The sequence below is a fragment of the Nocardia pseudovaccinii genome (assembly GCF_050942345.1).
Lineage (GTDB): Bacteria > Actinomycetota > Actinomycetes > Mycobacteriales > Mycobacteriaceae > Nocardia > Nocardia pseudovaccinii.
In genome coordinates this window covers 5226943-5244197 of record NZ_CP192074.1, presented here as the reverse complement: position 1 = coordinate 5244197, position 17255 = coordinate 5226943, and the positions used below count along the sequence as shown (strand labels likewise).

The window sequence follows — 17255 nt, the reverse complement described above, 5'->3', positions numbered from 1 at the left end:
GCGAATGCGGTGAGTCGACAGCGCGTGAGCAATCGGTAGCAGGCACGGCGAGAGTGCGGGCGCCGGGGGCCAGGGCTCGGCAGGTTGTGTCGTGAGTCTGGCGGTGGAGGTGCGCGGCCTGGTCAAGACTTACGGCCGGGTGCGAGTGCTGGACGACGTCGACCTACAGATTCCGGCGGGCACGGTGATGGCACTACTCGGGCCCAACGGCGCGGGTAAGACGACGACGGTGCGCATCGTGACCACCCTGCTGCGGCCTTGTGCGGGATCGGTGCGGGTGGCGGGCATCGACGTCTTGCGCGATCCGGCGACCGCGCGTCGGCGCATCGGGCTGTCCGGTCAGTACGCAGCGGTCGATGCCAACCTGACCGGCTACGAGAATCTACGCATGGTGGCGCGGCTGTACGGAATGTCGCAGCGGCAGGCGACCTCTCGCGCGGCAGAGTTGCTGAACACTTTCGGCCTGGACCATGCGGCGCACCGTCGCGCGGGTACCTACTCCGGCGGTATGGCGCGGCGGCTCGATCTCGCCGGTGCATTGGTGGCGCGGCCCGCGGTGGTAGTGCTCGACGAGCCGACCACCGGCCTGGATCCGCGTGGCCGTCTCGATATGTGGCGCGTCATCGGCGATCTCGTCGACGACGGCACCACGGTGCTGCTCACCACCCAGTATCTGGAAGAGGCCGACCAGCTCGCCGACCGCATCACGGTCATCGATCGCGGGCGGGTCATCGCCAAGGGTTCGGCCGATGAGCTGAAGACCTCCATCGGCGGAGACCGGCTCACCATCACGCTGGCCCCCGGCCAGGACGTGCTGCCGGCGCTGACGATCCTCGCGCAGGTCGGTATCGGTGAGCCGACCCACGATCTGGGCGCGGACGAAGTCTCCATCGTGGTCGCCGATGGCTCCCGCACCATGGTCGAAGCGCTGCGCAGGCTCGACGACGCCGGGGTGTGCGTGGTCGACGCGGGCGTGCACCGGCCCAGTCTCGACGACGTATTCCTGTCCCTCACCGGCTCCGCCGCGCACGACCTCGAGCCGGAAATCGACGATGTACAAGAGGAGATCTTGTCTTGATGAGCACCGCAGTCGCGCGCGCCGAAGCGGAATCGACCGCGAAAACCGAATCCCCACCGGAGATTCGGCAACCCCACGCCCGGGTCATCCGGGACAGCGCCATCGTCGCGTACCGGAATCTGCTGACCATCCTGCGGGTCCCGACCCTGCTGGTGACGGCGACGATCCAGCCACTGATGTTCGTTTTCCTGTTCGCCTACATCTTCGGCGCGTCACTCGGCGGCGGCCAGTATCGCGAATTCCTGCTCGCCGGAATCTTCACCCAGACAGTCGCTTTCAACGCCGCGTTCACTACGGTCGGCCTGGCGGGCGATCTGGAGAAGGGCATCATCGACCGCATGCGAACGTTGCCGATGTCGCGGCTGGCGGTGCTGATGGGGCGCACACTCTCGGATCTGGCGGTGAATATCCTGAGCCTGGCCGTCATGGTCGGTTGCGGGTATATCGTCGGCTGGCGGATCAACGGCGGGATCGTCGATGCCGTACTGGCTTTCGCGATAATTCTGCTGTTCGCGTTCGCCATGTCCTGGGTCGGGGCTATCACCGGTCTGTTTTCACCCACCGTCGAAGTCGCCCAGAGCGCGGGCCTGATCTGGCTGTTCCCGTTGACCTTCATCTCCTCGGCCTTCATCTCCGCGGAGTCGCTGCCCGGTCCACTGCGCACCGTCGCCGAATGGAACCCCATCACCGCCGTTTCCGCTGCCGGCCGGAAGCTCTTCGACAACGGCGCACCCCCGAGCTTCGGCACGCCAACCGGTTGGCCCGCCGACCACTGCATCGCCTACGCGGTGGGGTGTTCCCTGGCCATCCTGGTAGTGGTCGTGCCGTTGGCTCTGCTGCGGTACCGCAAGGTCGCCAGTAAGTAGTGCTTTCCAGGCGGTTCGCCATACGAGAAAGGCCGCTTGCACCAGCTGGTGCAAGCGGCCTTCTTTCGTCTGACGGAACCTAGACCCGACGCCGCGTCTTCAGCAGATCGAGCCGCTCCTTCAGCAGCTCCTCCAGCTCTTCCTTGCTGCGACGCTCCAGCAGCATGTCCCAGTGGGTGCGCGGCGGCTTGACCTTCTTGGTCTCCTGGGTGGTGCCCTCCATGAGGGTGCCCTCCTGGCCGTTGCGGCAGAGCCAGGTCGGAGGGATCTCGGCGTCGTCGGCGAAGGGGACGTCGAACTCCTCGCCGTTATCGGTCCGGTACCGAGCAATCCGTCGCGGGGCCAGGTCGTGGTCGCGATCGGTTTCGTAGCTCACCGCTCCGAGCCGACTGCCCCGGAGTACGCGATCTGCCATGGTGTGCCTCTCCCTGTGTGCTCGAGTCTTGTTGCGCCGCGACCGCGTCCTTCATCGGTCAGTGCCGGATGAACGCGTGACGCTCGCTGGACCTTAGATGTAACGATCGTGCCTGCGCCAATAGTTCCCCATCGGCGTACTGGCGAACCGTTCCATTGTAGTCGGTGTCCCGGCCACCCTCCGCCACGCCCACGCCGCGCCGATAAACCGGGGTCGCGAGTCCCATTCGGTCGGCACAACCATTAGGGTTCTGCGTCATGTCGCGCCGCGTGCTGTCCTGCTGCCTGTGGTGTGGGCGGGAGATCGTCGAATCGGAGGCCGGACGTCGTCGCCGGTACTGCCGTCAGTCCTGTCGCCAACGCGCCTACGAACACCGCAACAGCTTGAAGGGAACCGGAATTCCGGCGGATTCGGTGGTACTGAGCGCCCAGGAGGCGGCCGATCTGGCCGACCGCTGGTTCGCCGCCCGCTGTGCCGCCGAGGATGTCGCCACCGCCATCGGTGAAGGCGCCGACACCGAAGAGCTGAAGGCGTTGAGCGCCACACTGTTGACCCTCACCCGCGAGGCGGAACGGCTGCGGTGAGCGTCGACCGCTAGCCGAGCCTGCGCTCTTCGATCGGCGTGCTCAGGTTCGTGCCGTTGAGATCCAGGTACAGCAGTCGCTCGGTAATCGACACCGTGACCGTGTTGCGGCGTTCGATCGCGGCTACCGCGGAATCGATGAAGTCGCGATCGAAGCTGTACAGCGGGATCGCTTCGGCGCGGTGGATCCGCTTACCGGTGAGCTGTGCGAGCACCTTGGCCGGGTCGCGATGGGTGTAGATGGCAACGCGCTCAGCCGATTTGCTGCCGCGGTGCACGCGATCGGCATCGGGTGCACCGACTTCGATCCAGGCGGTGAGCCGTCCGGTGAGATCGCGCACCAGTACCGCGGGCTCGTCGGTGGACGACACGCCGCCGTCGCTGAAGGCGATGCCTTCCTCGTACTCGAGGCAGTAGGCGAGCAGTCGTGTCAGCATGAACTCGGCGGTTTCGGACGGGTGGCGCGCAACCCGCAACTCCAACTCCTGATAGACACCACGGTCTACATCGGCGAGTTGGACGGCGAAGTTGTGCAGTGTTGCGCTCAGGGCCATAGCAGCAGGAGCTTAGTGAACGCCGCTACTGCCCGCGGGCGTGCGTGCCCGCGGCGAACAGTCGCACGGCGCTCGGGGTGTTGCGGCCGTGGGCGCGCGCTTGCCAGTAGACGGCAAGGGTCAGTAGCGCAACCACCCAGATCAACGCACCGAAGGCGAACAGCGTCCGACCGTCCGGATGTACCAGCGACTGGGCCCGCATCGCCTGCCAGAACACGATCGCGAGCAGCCCGGCATAGCCCGATGCGAGCACGCCGATCAACGCGGCGCGCGTGCGTTCGCCGCGCAGCCACGGATAGCGCGGCGCCAGCCAGGCCAGTGCGACAACCGCGAGCAGCAAGACCTGGATGGCGTGCAGCCCGAGGAAATGCGGGATCCGCAGATCGCCGCCGATGGTGCTCCAGTGCGTGATCGGCATGGCGTCGACACCGTCACGCGCGGCCAGTGACGGGTGGTCCAGGACGGTATGTCCGGCCACCAACTCGACCACATTGCCGTCGGCGTCGCGCACCAGCTGTTTCCCGGTGAACCCCATCAGGTACCCGAGCGCCATCCCGACGACGGCCAGACCGAGTCCGGCGTGAATGGCCCGCGCGGTCGGCCGGTCGACCAGCCGCTGCCACGAAAGAGTCAGCACGATAACGAGATTCGCGAAGAACAAGCCGGGAACGCCGGACGCGAACACCATCTGACCGATCGAATTCACCGCATCGGTCTCGCTGTTGAAATGGCTGTAGGTCCCGCGCGCCGCCTGCACCACGATGAATCCGACGTCCACGAACCCGGTGATCGCGAACACCGTTCCCATCCACCAGGTGACCCGGCTCCCCTTGTGCGGCAACGACAGCAGCCATGCCAGGGTGACCCCGTAGAGCACGAAGGCGAGCCCGAACTTGAACGGTTTGAGCCATACGGATTCGTCGAGCAGCATCCGGTCGTCGAACACCATGCCACCGGCCGAGAACAGGACGAGCGCACCCATCGTGGCCACCATCCACAGCAGCGGGCGATGGAGGCGACTGCCGCCCGGCAGATCCCGTGTGACGGCGGGGCGGCGGTGGCGCGCGGAATCGCCAGGGGCGGAAAGGGTATCGATCGTCGGCATGATCCGACGGTAGGAATCGGCAATGCCCGGCCACGTCCCGCTGCAGCGCCATTCACGGGTAGTACCGCGGTACTAGAAATCGACCACCGGATGCACTCGCGATCCCCTCGTCGAATCGCGAATGCGCTGGTGGCCGAATCTCATGCGGAGCGGCGGCGGGCTCGTTTACTCCGGGGCGAAGCCGACGGCGATACCGCGCGCGCCGAGCCAGGGCATCGGATCGATCGGTGCGCCGTTGCCCGAGTGGATTTCGTAGTGCAGGTGCGGGCCGGTGGAGAAGCCACGGTTGCCGACGGTGGCGATGACATCGCCCGCGCGCACCTGCTGACCGACGGTGGCGAGAATGTCGTTCACATGGCCGTAGATGCCGATGGTGCCGTCATCCTGCTGCACCCGCACCCAGAGACCGAAGCCGGAGGCCGGACCCGCCTCGATGACGGTGCCGTCGGTGACCGCGGCGATCGGGGTCCCGATGGCGTCGGCGAAATCGAGGCCGGCGTGCAGCGCACCCCAGCGCATGCCGAAGTTGGATGTCAGCACGCCCTCGATGGGGCGAACGGTGCGCGGCCGGGCCGCCTCGGTGGCGATGCGGGTCTGCTCCCAGATCACGGCTTCGGGCACGGTCTGCGGCATCTGGGCCTCGCGCGGGGTGAAGGCGACGGCGCCACTGGTCTGCTCGGCCGACTGGTCCGTCTTCCCGGCAAGTGCGTCGGGTTCCACGGCGGCCATGACGCCGAGCGAGGCGCTGACGACGGCGGCCGCGGCGACCACTCGAGTTGTGGCGCGGTTGTGGCGTGAGCGGGTCGCGCCGAGACGATAAGGTAACGGTACGGTCACGGGCATGGCTAGAACGTACGGGACGGCCATTCGGCTTCCGTAATCCTGTGCCAACCGTCACAGGTCTGCAAAAGCCCAGTTGGCTGGTTACAACTCGATAACGACACGGTGTGTATGCATTCCCCACCTGGCGTGATGCCGTATTGCGCCGAGTTGACCGGCAAGATGCCGGTCGCTCACACTGTTTCAGTGGCGACTAATGGAGTTCATGCCATCGAGGCGCTCGCCGACCCGACCCGCCGGGCCATTTTCGAGGCATTGCCGACCGCGCCGCTGTCGGTCGGCGATCTCGCGAAACTCGTCGGCGTAACCAGCTCGGCGGCCTCCCAGCCTCTACGTGTACTGCGCGAGGCCCGGCTGGTGATGATGCGTCCGGACGGCAATCGGCGGTTGTACTTCCTGGATCCGCGCGGACTGGGCGATGCGCGCGACTATCTGGAGCAGTTCTGGCCCAGCGCGCTGGCCGCCTATGCCGCGGCTTTGAGCAACGCTCGCGCCGAGGGCAACAGCTGAATGCTCGTGGTCAACCCACGCGGCGATACGCCGTTCGCCCGCGATTGCTGCCGTTGGCAGGCCACGCCCGCTTGGCGAGTTGCTTGTCGACCGCGCTGATCACCTCGGTGACGCCGATCCGCAGCAAACCGGGGTCAGGTGTATCGGCCATCGGATCGCCGAGCTGACCGGCCCACAGCACCGCATGCCTGCCGAGCAGATGCGGTGGCGGCCCGCCCCAGCGCGGCGGTGTCGGTCCGAACAGTAATACGGTGCGGGTTCCGAAGGCGGTGGCCAGATGCGCGACGCCGGTATCGCCGGAGATCACGAGCGCCGCCTCGGCGACGGTGGCGGCGAGTTCGATGAGGTTCTGCTCGCCCGCGAGCACGCGGCCACCGGGTAGGCCGGTGCGGGCGGCGATGCTCAGTGCGATATCGCGCTCGGACTCGTCACCGGTGAGCACCACCTCACGACCGAGCACCAGCAGATGCCGTACGACCGCGGCGAACCGGTCCGGCGGCCAACGGCGGGCCGGTGCGCCCGCTCCCACGTGCACCACGATGCAATTGCGGCGACTGGTGGTCGCGACCGGCGGGACGAGTCCGAGATTGCGGCGATCGGCCACGATGCCGTCGGATTCGAGCAGATGGCACCAGCGCTCGACGTGATGCATATCCATCTGCCATTCCGGACCCTCCAGCTCCGGAAAGGCGGGATTGCGGTAGGAGAGGATGCGTCCGGGATCGGTCTTGGTGAGTGCGACGATGCTCTCGGCGCTCGGACCGTGCAGATTCACCGCCAGTGCGGGTACGGGAGCGTCCCAGCGCAGGTCACCGAGGTCCGAGGTGGGGATCATGGAGTCGACGGAGGCGATGAGGTCGACGATCGGCTTCAGGCGGTGCGGAGCGGCGAGGACGACCTGATCGTGCGGTTTCGCCCGTCGCAGCGCGCGCAACGCGGGAACCGCGGTGAGCAGATCACCGAGGCCACGTGCCTGCAGCACGAGAACAACCGCCACCCTCTTCTCCTAGCCACCCGAGACTCGCGAACCCGACCCACCCGCTTCACCCCATGGATGCACACGACGAGAGCCACTTAGGGATGACTACCCGAGCCCTCTCGGCGATAAACGTGAGCGATTAGCTCGTTATCGAGCCCACTGTCCGAGTCGGAGGACTAACCTCTGCGATGGCGGCCAACTACCACCAAGGAGCGTTCGTATGACCTCCCGACTCAACCCTTACATCAGTTTTTCCGACTCGGCGCGCACCGCGTTGGAGTTCTATCGAGATGTATTCGACGGCACGCTGACCATGCAGACCTTCGGGGATATGGGGGATAAGGACGCGCCCGGCGCGGATCTGATCATGCACGGCATGCTGGAAACGCCGAGCGGATTCACGCTGATGGCCTCGGATACCCCGCCAGGTATGGAGTACAAACCAGGAAGCAGCGTTTCGATCAGTCTCAGCGGTGACGCCCCCGATGAACTGCGCGGCTACTGGGACAAGCTGTCTGCCGGTGGCACCGTGACCGTGCCGTTGGAGAAGCAGATGTGGGGCGACGAATTCGGCATGTGCCTGGATCGCTTCGGTATCGCGTGGATGGTAAATATCGCGACACCCGCCTAGGTCGCGGTGCTCGACCCGTTCGAGCAAATGTTCAGAAAACCGCTGACGCGAGGCATAGCATCACGCTATGACGACAAATAGCGTGCTAGAGGGTCCTCTGCAACGGCTTGCGCGCAGTGCGTGGCAAACGGTGCTGGTCACCGGCATCCTGTCGGTGATCCTCGGTGTGATGATCCTGGCCTGGCCCGATGTGACACTGGTGGCCGCCGGCATCATCTTCGGCATCTATCTGGTGGTGAGTGGCTTCCTGCAGTTGGTGGCCGCATTCGGCACGCACACCAGCACCGGAATCCGGGTGCTCGCGTTCATCAGCGGTGTGTTGTCGATCATCATCGGTATCTTCTGCTTCCGTGACGAATTGGAATCGATTCTTTTGCTCGGCCTGTGGATCGGTATCGGCTGGCTGTTCCGCGGTGTCGCGCTGCTGATGGCGGCGATCTCCGAGCCCGCGCTGCCGGGGCGCGGCTGGGAGGCTTTCTTCGGAATCATCACCGCGATCGGTGGTGTGGTGCTGATCGTGTGGCCGGTCGCGTCGGTGGCGACGCTGGCCTTGGTCGCCGGGTGGTGGCTGATCGTCCTGGGCATCATGGAGATCATCACCTCGTTCGGTGTCCGCAAGGATGCGAAGAAGCTCGCCGAGATCTGAGATCTGCGATTCCTGCGGTCGTCGCTACTGCGGCGGCCGCAGGCGTACTTCCGGTGGGGGACTGATGCTTTCGCTATGGCGGCGCGGCTCGGGCACTTCGATTCATGTCACGATATAGGGATGCCTAAGACGCTGCCCGCGCTCGATGTTTCCGCGCCGATCTGCTGCGCGCCGGTGGCGGCGGCCCCGGTCGACGATCGGGTCGCGCTGGAAGTGGCGTTGCGGTTGAAGGCACTGGCGGATCCGGTGCGGGTGAAATTGATGTCGCTGCTGTTGGCCGAGCGGGACGGCACGGTCAATACCCGCGAGCTGGCCGCCGCGGTAGCACTGGCGGAGTCGACGGTGAGCCATCATCTGGGGCAATTGCGCGCCGCCGGTCTGGTGGAATCGGTGCGTCAGGGCATGACCGTGCAGCATGCGGCACGCCGGGATGCGTTGTCCGCCTTGTGTTTCGTACTCGACCCGGAGTGCTGCCGCTAGCCCTGAGAGGCGGTGAGTGACCGCGCACGGGTGATCGTCTGAATTTCTGATCCATCCGTGTCGCTGATCAGTTCGTCGCCGCGTGCGCCCTCACTCGGCGGTCCAGTCGGCGTTCGCGCCGCAGACGATCAGGCACGGCAGTTCCCCGGGAACCTGGTCGGCGAGCCATGCGGCGAACGAGATCGCCGCGGCCGGTTCGACCGCGATCCGGCATTCCTCCCACAGTCGGTCGCGTGCGTGCAGGATCTGCTCATCGCTGACCAGAACCGATGACACCTCGTGTGCGGTCAGTACCGCGAAAGGGGCCTCGCCGACCCTGCTTGCCCCGGTCGCGGAGGCAGCGACGGAGTCCGCCGCCGAGTCCACCGGCCTGCCTGCGGCGAGCGCCTCGCGCAGGCAGCAGCAATGCTCGGGTTCCACCGCGACGACACGGCGGTCTCCAACAGACAGTGCCGTACCTGCCGCCAACCCTCCGCCACCGACGGCCACCGCGATCGTGTCGACATCTGCGGCATCGGCGACGATCTCAGCCGCAACGGTGCCCTGCCCGGCGATGACGGCCGGATCGTCGTAGGGGTGCAGGAACCGATATCCCGGCCGCGCGGCAACCTCCGATGCCGCCGCGGCAGCCTCGGCGAAGGTGGCGCCGTGCCGGACCAGCCGCGCGCCAGCGGCCTCGATGCGGCGTGCCTTCGCCGCCGGAGCCGTCTGCGGCACATAGATCGTCGCGGACACTCCCAGCAGCGATGCCGCGGTCGCGACCGCCAGGCCGTGGTTACCACCCGATGCCACAACCACATGGTCATCCAGAGAACCGGAGAGCATCGCGTTGAGCGCGCCCCGCAGCTTGAACGAGCCACTGCGCTGCAGGTACTCCAGCTTCAGTAGGACACGCCGATCGTCGACCTCGAGATCGAGCAACGGGGTGCGACGGATGTAGGGGCGGATTCTGTCGGCAGCCGCGTACACATCGGCGGCCGAAAGCGTGTGGGCCGGACGGTCAGTCGAACTCTTCATGGAGTTCATGCTTCGCGCGCCAGCCAATTAGCGCAAGCAACGCTTCATAAGTGGACATTAGCAACGCTTATGCTGGCCGTATGGTGCGAGAGCTCGACGTCAACCGCCTGCTGGTCCTGATGGAGGTGGCACATGCCAGATCCATCGCCGAGGCGGCGCGCAAACTTGCTTTCACCCCCTCGGCACTGTCACAGCAGATCGCCAAACTCGAAACCGAGCTCGGTACCCGGCTGCTGGAACGTCGACCAGGCGGGGTCACCCCGACACCGGTCGGCGCGGTTCTGGTGGATCACGCGGAGCGCGTCATCGGTGAGCTACGGCAAGCGCGCGCAGCACTTGACGCCGCGATCGGTACTCAGCCGCAGCGTCTTGCGCTGGGCTCCTTCGCCACCGCTGCTCAACTGCTGGTGCCGACAGCGCTGGCGGCGCTGCAAGCCCGCCATCCTCGAGCCGAATTATCGCTCGTCGCCATCGAACCGCCCGAGGGCTACGGACTGGTGACATCCGGCGATCTCGATGTCTTGATCACCCACCGCTACCCCGGCGTGGCTCCGGTACCGCACCCTGGACTCGACCGGCAGCCGCTGCTCGACGACCCGCTACGACTGGTGGTGCCGATCGGCCACAGGCTCACCGAAGGCGCAGCGCGGGGTGGCATCGACCTCGACGGCCTCGAGAACGAAACTTGGATTTCAGGCGCACCGGGCATACCGAACAGGACCTGCCTGGAAACTCTCGCACGCCCAGTCGGCTTCGAGCCGCGCGTCGCCTACGAGTCCGCCGATTACCACGTCATCTTGGCGCTGGTCGGCGCAGGACTGGGAATCGCGCTCGTCCCCGCGAGCATCCTCGGCGGAGCCGACCACAGCCACGTCTCGGTCCACGATCTGCGAGGGCACGCCCCCGCCCGCGAGATCAGCATGGTCCACCGTCGCCGGCCGACCGCGCTCGTCCACGAACTGGCCACCGTCCTGCACACTGCGGCAAACGGCACCAGCCTGAGCGGTTCGCGCCGACTGCCATAACCATGCGCACCGTCGAGTTGTTCGCATTCCCGGCAGGCCGGGGACGTGGCGTAGTGGATCTTTCAGCCCGATCAGGCCGGAAGTGTTGGGCGGCAGGTTGCGGCTGGGACCGGCGACGGTTCCGCGAGGCTTGTGCCCGTGTGCCGGTCGCGTGTGGCACACCCGCCAGATCGCTATGAGCGGGCATCCGCAACCGCCAGATCTCCAGGCTGTTACCGCTGCTGATCCGCCGCAGCAACTCCCGGCCGACCTCGCCCTCGCAGATCTCGGTACCGGCTAGGAATACCGAGCCGGGGTCGGTGTCGCGGGTCAGTAAGTCGGTCAACGGAATCCTGAGCGCGATCGCGAGCGGGATTCGCCGCCACCTTGCGGGCCCGGTCCGCGCCGATTCCACGTCGCTATAGCCGCGGCTCCCCCGCTGTCCTGAGGCCGCGACACATCAGACCGATCGGCGGGCGATTCGTTCCGGGGGCTCGTTTGCGACGATCGACGACATGTGTAGTGCCGCAATAGATTCGGGGGATAGTCCGAGCCGATCCTGCAGCACGGATTCGGTATGTTCGCCGAGTCGGGGTGCGGGGCGGGCGGGAATGTGTGCACCGTTCACCGAGATCGGGGAACCGGGGGCGAGGTATTCGCCGATCTCGGGTTGATCGAGCAGGGTGAACAAAGGGTTCGCCGTGATGCGCGGGTCGGTCGCGAGTTCGTCGAAACTGCGATAGCGCTCCCAGAGCACCGATGTTTTCGCCAGGGCGGTGCCGATCTCCTCGGCGGGGCGGTCACGGAACCACGGGGTGAACAGTCCGGTCAGTACGTCGCGATGACGGTAGCGCGTGCCCTCGTCGGTGAAGTCCGCCGCCAGCGCGGTGGCCAGCGCGTCGACCGCCGCGGTGCTGCCGGTCAGCTCGGTCAGGTCACGAAAATGCCTGGAGGTCAAGGCAACCACCATGAAGGAGACGCCGTCGGCGCTGGTGAAGTGCTGACCGTACTGGCCGTAGATGGCATTGCCCAAACGCGGGCGCTGCCGCCCGCACAGCGCTGCCTCGGTGAGGAAGCCGAGGTTGCCCACCGTGGCCAGCGCGACGTCCTCCAGTGGGAGGGTGATCCGGCTGCCCTGTCCGGTCGCGTCGCGGTGGCGCACCGCCGCGGTGATCGCCAGCGCCGCGTACACACCGCATAGCAGATCCCATGCTGGCAGTACATGATTGATCGGGCCTTCGTGGTCGGCGGGCCCGGTGACGAGCGGAAAACCCGTGGCAGCATTGACGGTGTAGTCGACGGCGGCCGAACCGTCGGCGCGGCCGAGTATCTCCAGCTGGATCAGGTCGGGCCGCGTGGCGGTGAGCGTCTCGTAGTCGAGCCGATCCCGACCGGCGGCGTTGGTGAGCAGGATGCCGCCGCTGGGGCCGCCGCCGGTGATCAGGCGGGTGACGAGCAGTTGCCCCGCCGGTGCGCGCAAATCGGCTGTGATGGAGCGCTTTCCCTTGTTGAGTCCGGTCCAATAGATGCTCTCGCCGTCGTCGGTGAGCGGCCAACGACGGTAATCGGCGGCACCGCCGATCGGGTCCACGCGGATGACCTCCGCGCCGAGCTGCGCCAGCGTCATACCCGCCAGCGGTGCGGCGACGAAGCTGGAGATCTCGACGATGCGCACACCGGCCAGCGGCTGCGCCGCGGAGGTCGCGGGATTCGGCATCTACATCATCCTTTCGGCTACAGCGGTGTCATACCACTGACGAGCCAGTGGTCGTCGTGCTTCTCGACGGTGACGGTCACCCGGCTGGAACTGGTGGTCGGTGCGGGCACGGCGGTGCTGATGGTCACCTGGTCGATGAACATCAGCACCGTCACACGGTCGGTGGACGCCGACAGTACGCCTGCGGATACCACCCGCGCTCTGGTGCTCACGCCTTTCTCCTTGGCTACCGGCACGATCGTCTTGTTCACCAGATTGCGGTAGTCGTCCTGGAACGAGCCGGTGAGTCCCGCCACGGTGGCGAGATCCTTGTCGACTGTGGCCGAGGTGTAACTGAGCATTGCCGCGACTGTTTCCCGGGCGGCGGTCGGGGCATCCCGGCGCGCGGCGGCCGTGGCGGCGTCGTGCCGGTTGTCTCGCACGAGCAGCACCGCGGCGACGGTCAGGGCCAGGATCACTGCAGTCAGCAGCGGAATCATGCTGAGCCGCAGAATGTTTCGCAGGGCTACTATGAATCGATCGGTCATGGCACGAACTCCACGTTGGACACCTTCGGGGTGCCGTCGACTTCCTTGATCTTCACGCTGAACCGGTAGGAGCGCTGTTCCTGCTGCCGAGTCTGCGTATTGGTGACCTGTGCGTTCGCGGCGACGAGGACGGTGACCGTGCTGTCCTCCGGAGCCTCGGCGCCGTCGTCGGCGGCGATGGCCGCGGCAACGACCTCGCCGGTGGACAGCACGTCGGCATCTCGGATGGCCTGCAGGTAGTTCGCGGACTGGCTGTGCAGGTCGTCCGCGAACGGTGCGGTGGTGATATCGCTGAGGCGGGCGAAGTCCGAATCGGCGCTGTCGCGGCGAATATTGATCAGGGCGGTGACACCGCGCCGGGCGGTGTCGACGATGGCGGCCTGGTGATTCGCGGCGGCCTCGGTCCGCCGATGCTCGCGCAGCGCCAGTGCCGTCACCGTGGTCGCAGCGAGCAGCGCGGCGACGGCGAGCACTACCGCAGCGGTGCGAAAACTCTTGTGCCCCAGCTTCGGACGAGCGAGCCGCAGTCGCAGGCGTTGTTTGGGCCCCGACGGTCGTTCGACCGCGGATGGCGTTGTGTCGGTGCTCGCCCCTGCATCCGGGGACTCGCTCGGTGGCCCGGTCGGGCGGGTTGCCCGCCGACGCCGCGGCGGTTCCGTCGTCAACGCGGTCGCAGCGTCGGTCGCGGTCAGGGAATCGGAGCGGTCAACAGTGAGGTCCATGACGCTTCCTGGGAGTCTGGTCGGTTGATGTCGATGTGGCGGTAGGGATTTCCGTTCGGTGTCAGATACATGGGGCTACCGGGCAGATAGTGGGCGACTCCGGCAGGAGCGGGCGAGGGACTCAACTCGAACGGCCCGTTGTTTCCGGAGGGCGGTACCACCCCGTTGCGGCACTGCTCGGGGGTGGCGGCGCGCACGCCCGGATTTTCCAGGCAGGGTAGGTTCCGCGTGCCGCGCACGGCGAACTGCGAATCCTGCGGGACATTGCAGTACAGATTGGGCGGGGTATCGGGCGTGCTGGTGTCGGTGGGGCTGCGGCGTTCGTCGGCAGAGAGATATCCGCTGGTGCAGGCGGCGGGATCCTGAACCTCCACGGAGAAGACGACATTGGCGCCCCCGTCGGCGGCACCGCGTGCACCGGCGGTGTTCTCGGCTGCGATCAGGGGCGGCAGCAGGACCAGGATCTGCTCGATGGCTGGGTTGTAGGTCAGGGCGACCTGTCCCACCGCGGTCGAATTGGCCAGCAGCAGCGGCAGTGTCGGTGCCAGGTTCTGGAACAGCTGGTTGGCATCGTCGGCCGCGGCCGGACCGCGTTCCAGGATATTGCGCACGGCGCGGTCGGCGGTGCGGAGTTGGTCGGTGAGATAGGCCAGATTCGCGGTCCAATCGCGGATTTCGGCACTGCTGACCACCTGGGTGTTCAGCAGCGGGGTGAGTTGCTGGACGAGGGTGGTGAGGGCGTCGCCATCGGCGGCCATGGCGTCGACGAAGTTGACGGTGGAATCCAGCAGGCTCGCCAGATCCTTTCCCGCACCGCCGAATCCGCGCGCGGACTCGTCGAGCACGGTACGCAGTGTCTCGGGTGGGAGCGAGGCGAGGATCGCGCGGGTCTGCTCGAGGATGGGACCGATCCGGTCGGCGATTCGCACGCGGTCGACGGCGATCGAATCGCCATCGCGCAGGAACGGTCCGTGGTCCACCGCGGGCTGCAGATCGACGTACTGTTCGCCGATCGCCGACATACTGCGGACCCGCGCGGTCAGGTCGGCGGGTACGGCGACCGAGTCGATGAGCGACAGCGTCGCGGTGACTCCGGTGGGTGCCAGGTCGACGGAGGTGACGCGGCCGATCGTATGCCCGTCGTAGGTGACATTGGCATTGCGATAAAGCCCACCGGCCCTTGGCAATTCGACGGTGACGCGGTAGCGGCCGATATCGAGTGCCGCGGGGATCCGGAGATAGTAGATGCCGGTGAAGGTCGTCGATACCAGCGCGATGAGCGTGAAGACGATCAGCTGGTTGCGGACGAGCCGGGAAGTGCGCCTGGTCGATTCTGTACTCATCGGCCTCCTCCGGTCGCCGGTGCGGCGGCGAACGGGGTGCCGAACAGCAGGCCCTGTTGCAGCCGTGGCAGGGTGAGATCCGCTTCCGCCCACAGGTTCATGTAGTCGCCGTGGATGCCATTGGTGATGGCGACCGGCGGGAACGGGAAGGTGGCGAGCTGGTTGATATTGGCGACGAGATCGTCACCGGTCGCGGCGATCTGCTGCAGGGTCGGCGCGAGGTCGGCCAGGTTCTGCTTCAGGTCACCGTGGATCTGTCGTACCAGGGCGGTTCCGGCGTCGCCGAATCGAGTCAGTGCGGCGAAGGCATTGGTGAGGTCGCCTCGCTGCTGGTCGAGCACGCCGAGTGCGGGGTCGATGGCGGCGACGGCCCGGCCGATGGTGTCGGTGTCGCCGGACAGTTGCGCGGCGAACCGGTCGAGACTGTCGAGTGTGGCGGTGATCGCGTTCCGCTGCGAATCCAACTCACTCAGTAGCGTATTCATCCCGTCGAGCACATTGCCGATCGAATCCTCATGTCCGGCAATCGCCTTGGTGGCCTCGGCGACGATGGCCTGCAAATGTCCCAGTCCGCCGCCATTGAGCACCATGGACAGCGCGGCCAGCGTCTGTTCCGTGGTCGGGTAGCTGCCCGCTCGTGCCAGCGGGATCACACTGCCCTCGACCAGCGAGCCCTGCGGGTCTGCCGGGGCGGTGAGTTCGATGTGGGTCGAGCCCAGCAGGCTGGTCTGTCCGATTTTGGCGGTGGCATTGGCGGGTAGTACGACGGAACCGTTGAGCGCCACGGTCACTCGCGCGTGCCAGTCCTCGGTGGTGATGGTCGTGATGGTGCCGACTTCCACATCGTCGACCAGTACAGGTGAGTTCGGGGTGATGGTGGTGACGTCCGGCATTTCGATGACCACGTGGTAGCTGCCGGGGCCGTGGCCTTGCGTCCCGGGCAGCGGCAGTGAATTCAATCCGGTCCACTGGCATCCGGATACTGTGGCGCACAGTACTATTCCGCACAGCAGTGCTACAGGGCGGCGGGCGGTGCTCATCGCGGCTGTCCCGGCAGCAGGAGCTGTTGCAATTGCGGCGGGCTGTAGACGAGTTGGCCGGGTCCGACGCCGGTGCCGGTGCTCGGATTGATGCTCACCGGCGGGTAGTTCATCCGCAGTGTGTTCAGTAGTGGCCCGAGGTATTGCGCGCACAGCTGGGCTCCTTGCTCGGAGGTGGCGTTCGCGAGGGCGGCGATGCCGCCGCAGATGAAATTGATGGGATTGCCGAAATTTTGGGGGCCAGGAACGCCGGTCATCGCGCCCTGCCCCGGGTTGTAGGTGTTGTAGTAGTTCGACAGTGCCGTGGGCGCGCGGTGCAGCACGGTTTCCAGCGCATCGCGCTGGGCGACGATCACATCGGTGGCATCGACGAGTTGGCGCACCTGTGTGGTGAGCCCGTCGCGATGCTCGGTGACGAATGCCTGGATATCGCCGATGGCGGTGTCCAGCGTGGTCAGCGCGGTCGACAGATCGCTGCGATTGCCTGCCAGCACCTCGGTGACCGATGCCAGCCGACCCTGGAATACGACTATCTGCTGTTCGCTGGCCGCCAGCGCGGTGGTGAACGCCTGCAGGTTGCGTACGGTGCCGAACAGGTCCGCGCTGCCCGCGGAGAGCGTCGCCATGGTGGCGGAGAGCTGGTCGAGGCTGGCCCGCAGGGTGTCGCCGTTGCCGTTCATCGCCGCGGCGGCGGATCCGAGGAACCGTGCGCCGGGTCCGGTGGGGTCGTCGGGCCGTGGCGCGAGTGCACTGGTGACCCGAGACAGTTGCTCCTCCACCTGATCCCATTCGACCGGCACGGCGGTACGGTCGACCGGAATATCGACCTCGCGACCGGCATCGGGGCCGCCGGTCCAGGCGGGGGTGAGTTGGATGAATCGCGCCGCGACCAGGCTCTGCGCCATGATCACGGCCTTCACGTCGGCCGGTAACCGCAGTGATCGAGGTAGCTGCATGCGCACTGTGAGTTCGGTGCCGTGCGGTTCGATGGCCTCGATGGTGCCGACCTTCACTCCCACCACGCGGACCTCATCACCGACGTACAGGCCGCTGGTGGAAGTGAAATGCGCCGTGACGGTGTAATAGCGTGACCGCTGGACGATGTCGTATCCGGCGACTACGACGGCGAACGCCAGCGCGGCAGCGGTGAGTCGCAACAGCCACCGTCGGCGGGGGAGGCCGGTTCGAATTCGCAAGG

20 protein-coding genes are annotated in these 17255 nt (G+C 66.5%); 8 read left to right on the top strand and 12 right to left on the bottom strand.

What is annotated here, in order from left to right; genetic code table 11:
* Positions 1-91: 91 nt before the first annotated feature.
* Together ACQPZ2_RS23795 and ACQPZ2_RS23790 are read left to right on the top strand one after the other, a co-directional pair.
* On the top strand, positions 92-1078 hold the full coding sequence (locus ACQPZ2_RS23795; protein WP_433520474.1) for an ATP-binding cassette domain-containing protein: 987 nt from the start codon (positions 92-94) through the stop codon (positions 1076-1078).
* A complete protein-coding gene (locus ACQPZ2_RS23790) occupies positions 1078-1944 on the top strand; it encodes an ABC transporter permease (protein WP_433520473.1) in 867 nt (288 codons plus the stop codon). The genes ACQPZ2_RS23795 and ACQPZ2_RS23790 overlap by 1 nt, the downstream gene beginning before the upstream one ends.
* A gap of 79 nt (positions 1945-2023) precedes the next feature.
* Here ACQPZ2_RS23790 and ACQPZ2_RS23785 read toward each other — a convergent pair whose 3' ends face one another.
* Entirely contained in the window at positions 2024-2359 is a 336-nt protein-coding gene (locus tag ACQPZ2_RS23785) for an RNA polymerase-binding protein RbpA (RefSeq protein WP_040691372.1), read from the bottom strand.
* A 257-nt stretch (positions 2360-2616) separates the two neighbouring features.
* On the opposite strand from ACQPZ2_RS23785, the gene ACQPZ2_RS23780 reads away from it, so the two are divergent.
* Positions 2617-2943: a hypothetical protein gene (locus tag ACQPZ2_RS23780; protein WP_063042219.1), complete on the top strand. Its 327-nt coding sequence runs from the start codon at positions 2617-2619 to the stop codon at positions 2941-2943.
* Positions 2944-2953: 10 nt separating this feature from the next.
* Here the strand turns inward: ACQPZ2_RS23780 and ACQPZ2_RS23775 are convergent, their stop codons facing one another.
* The 3 genes from ACQPZ2_RS23775 to ACQPZ2_RS23765 form a co-directional block, all read right to left on the bottom strand.
* Positions 2954-3496, bottom strand: a complete 543-nt coding sequence (locus ACQPZ2_RS23775; RefSeq protein ID WP_433520472.1) for a YaeQ family protein — start codon at positions 3494-3496, stop codon at positions 2954-2956.
* 25 nt (positions 3497-3521) lie between these two features.
* On the bottom strand, positions 3522-4601 hold the full coding sequence (locus ACQPZ2_RS23770; RefSeq protein ID WP_433520471.1) for a hypothetical protein: 1080 nt from the start codon (positions 4599-4601) through the stop codon (positions 3522-3524).
* Between the two features lie 165 nt (positions 4602-4766).
* Positions 4767-5444 carry a M23 family metallopeptidase gene (locus ACQPZ2_RS23765; RefSeq protein ID WP_433520470.1) on the bottom strand — a complete coding sequence of 226 codons (678 nt, stop codon included), beginning with the start codon at positions 5442-5444 and terminating at the stop codon, positions 4767-4769.
* Between the two features lie 183 nt (positions 5445-5627).
* On the opposite strand from ACQPZ2_RS23765, the gene ACQPZ2_RS23760 reads away from it, so the two are divergent.
* Positions 5628-5951 carry an ArsR/SmtB family transcription factor gene (locus ACQPZ2_RS23760; protein WP_433520469.1) on the top strand — a complete coding sequence of 108 codons (324 nt, stop codon included), beginning with the start codon at positions 5628-5630 and terminating at the stop codon, positions 5949-5951.
* Positions 5952-5961: 10 nt separating this feature from the next.
* Here ACQPZ2_RS23760 and ACQPZ2_RS23755 read toward each other — a convergent pair whose 3' ends face one another.
* Positions 5962-6948: a glycosyltransferase family 9 protein gene (locus tag ACQPZ2_RS23755; RefSeq protein WP_433520468.1), complete on the bottom strand. Its 987-nt coding sequence runs from the start codon at positions 6946-6948 to the stop codon at positions 5962-5964.
* 202 nt (positions 6949-7150) lie between these two features.
* On the opposite strand from ACQPZ2_RS23755, the gene ACQPZ2_RS23750 reads away from it, so the two are divergent.
* The 3 genes from ACQPZ2_RS23750 (at position 7151) to ACQPZ2_RS23740 (ending at position 8687) form a co-directional block, all read left to right on the top strand.
* Positions 7151-7561 carry a VOC family protein gene (locus ACQPZ2_RS23750; RefSeq protein WP_433520467.1) on the top strand — a complete coding sequence of 137 codons (411 nt, stop codon included), beginning with the start codon at positions 7151-7153 and terminating at the stop codon, positions 7559-7561.
* Positions 7562-7628: 67 nt separating this feature from the next.
* Positions 7629-8207: an HdeD family acid-resistance protein gene (locus tag ACQPZ2_RS23745; protein ID WP_433520466.1), complete on the top strand. Its 579-nt coding sequence runs from the start codon at positions 7629-7631 to the stop codon at positions 8205-8207.
* Between the two features lie 120 nt (positions 8208-8327).
* A complete protein-coding gene (locus ACQPZ2_RS23740) occupies positions 8328-8687 on the top strand; it encodes an Rv2640c family ArsR-like transcriptional regulator (protein ID WP_327098699.1) in 360 nt (119 codons plus the stop codon).
* A 90-nt stretch (positions 8688-8777) separates the two neighbouring features.
* On the opposite strand, the gene ACQPZ2_RS23735 is transcribed toward ACQPZ2_RS23740, so the two are convergent.
* Positions 8778-9704, bottom strand: coding sequence for a serine/threonine dehydratase (locus ACQPZ2_RS23735; RefSeq protein WP_433520465.1), 927 nt, complete (start codon positions 9702-9704; stop codon positions 8778-8780).
* Between the two features lie 80 nt (positions 9705-9784).
* Between ACQPZ2_RS23735 and ACQPZ2_RS23730 the strand changes: the two genes are divergently transcribed.
* Positions 9785-10729 carry a LysR family transcriptional regulator gene (locus ACQPZ2_RS23730; protein ID WP_433520464.1) on the top strand — a complete coding sequence of 315 codons (945 nt, stop codon included), beginning with the start codon at positions 9785-9787 and terminating at the stop codon, positions 10727-10729.
* 439 nt (positions 10730-11168) lie between these two features.
* Here ACQPZ2_RS23730 and ACQPZ2_RS23725 read toward each other — a convergent pair whose 3' ends face one another.
* The 6 genes from ACQPZ2_RS23725 to ACQPZ2_RS23700 are packed head-to-tail and all read right to left on the bottom strand — an operon-like array spanning position 11169 to position 17214.
* A complete protein-coding gene (locus ACQPZ2_RS23725; protein ID WP_433520463.1) occupies positions 11169-12425 on the bottom strand; it encodes a CoA transferase in 1257 nt (418 codons plus the stop codon).
* 17 nt (positions 12426-12442) lie between these two features.
* Complete coding sequence (locus ACQPZ2_RS23720) at positions 12443-12952, bottom strand: hypothetical protein (RefSeq protein ID WP_433520462.1); 510 nt, start codon at positions 12950-12952, stop codon at positions 12443-12445.
* On the bottom strand, positions 12949-13674 hold the full coding sequence (locus ACQPZ2_RS23715; protein WP_433520461.1) for a hypothetical protein: 726 nt from the start codon (positions 13672-13674) through the stop codon (positions 12949-12951). Before ACQPZ2_RS23715 ends, ACQPZ2_RS23720 begins: the two co-directional genes overlap by 4 nt.
* Positions 13641-15017 carry an MCE family protein gene (locus ACQPZ2_RS23710; RefSeq protein ID WP_433520460.1) on the bottom strand — a complete coding sequence of 459 codons (1377 nt, stop codon included), beginning with the start codon at positions 15015-15017 and terminating at the stop codon, positions 13641-13643. The genes ACQPZ2_RS23715 and ACQPZ2_RS23710 overlap by 34 nt, the downstream gene beginning before the upstream one ends.
* On the bottom strand, positions 15014-16057 hold the full coding sequence (locus ACQPZ2_RS23705) for an MCE family protein (protein ID WP_433520459.1): 1044 nt from the start codon (positions 16055-16057) through the stop codon (positions 15014-15016). Before ACQPZ2_RS23705 ends, ACQPZ2_RS23710 begins: the two co-directional genes overlap by 4 nt.
* Positions 16054-17214 (bottom strand): MCE family protein, encoded by a 1161-nt coding sequence (locus ACQPZ2_RS23700; protein WP_433520458.1) that lies wholly within the window; start codon positions 17212-17214, stop codon positions 16054-16056. Before ACQPZ2_RS23700 ends, ACQPZ2_RS23705 begins: the two co-directional genes overlap by 4 nt.
* Between the last annotated feature and the right edge of the window lie 41 nt (positions 17215-17255).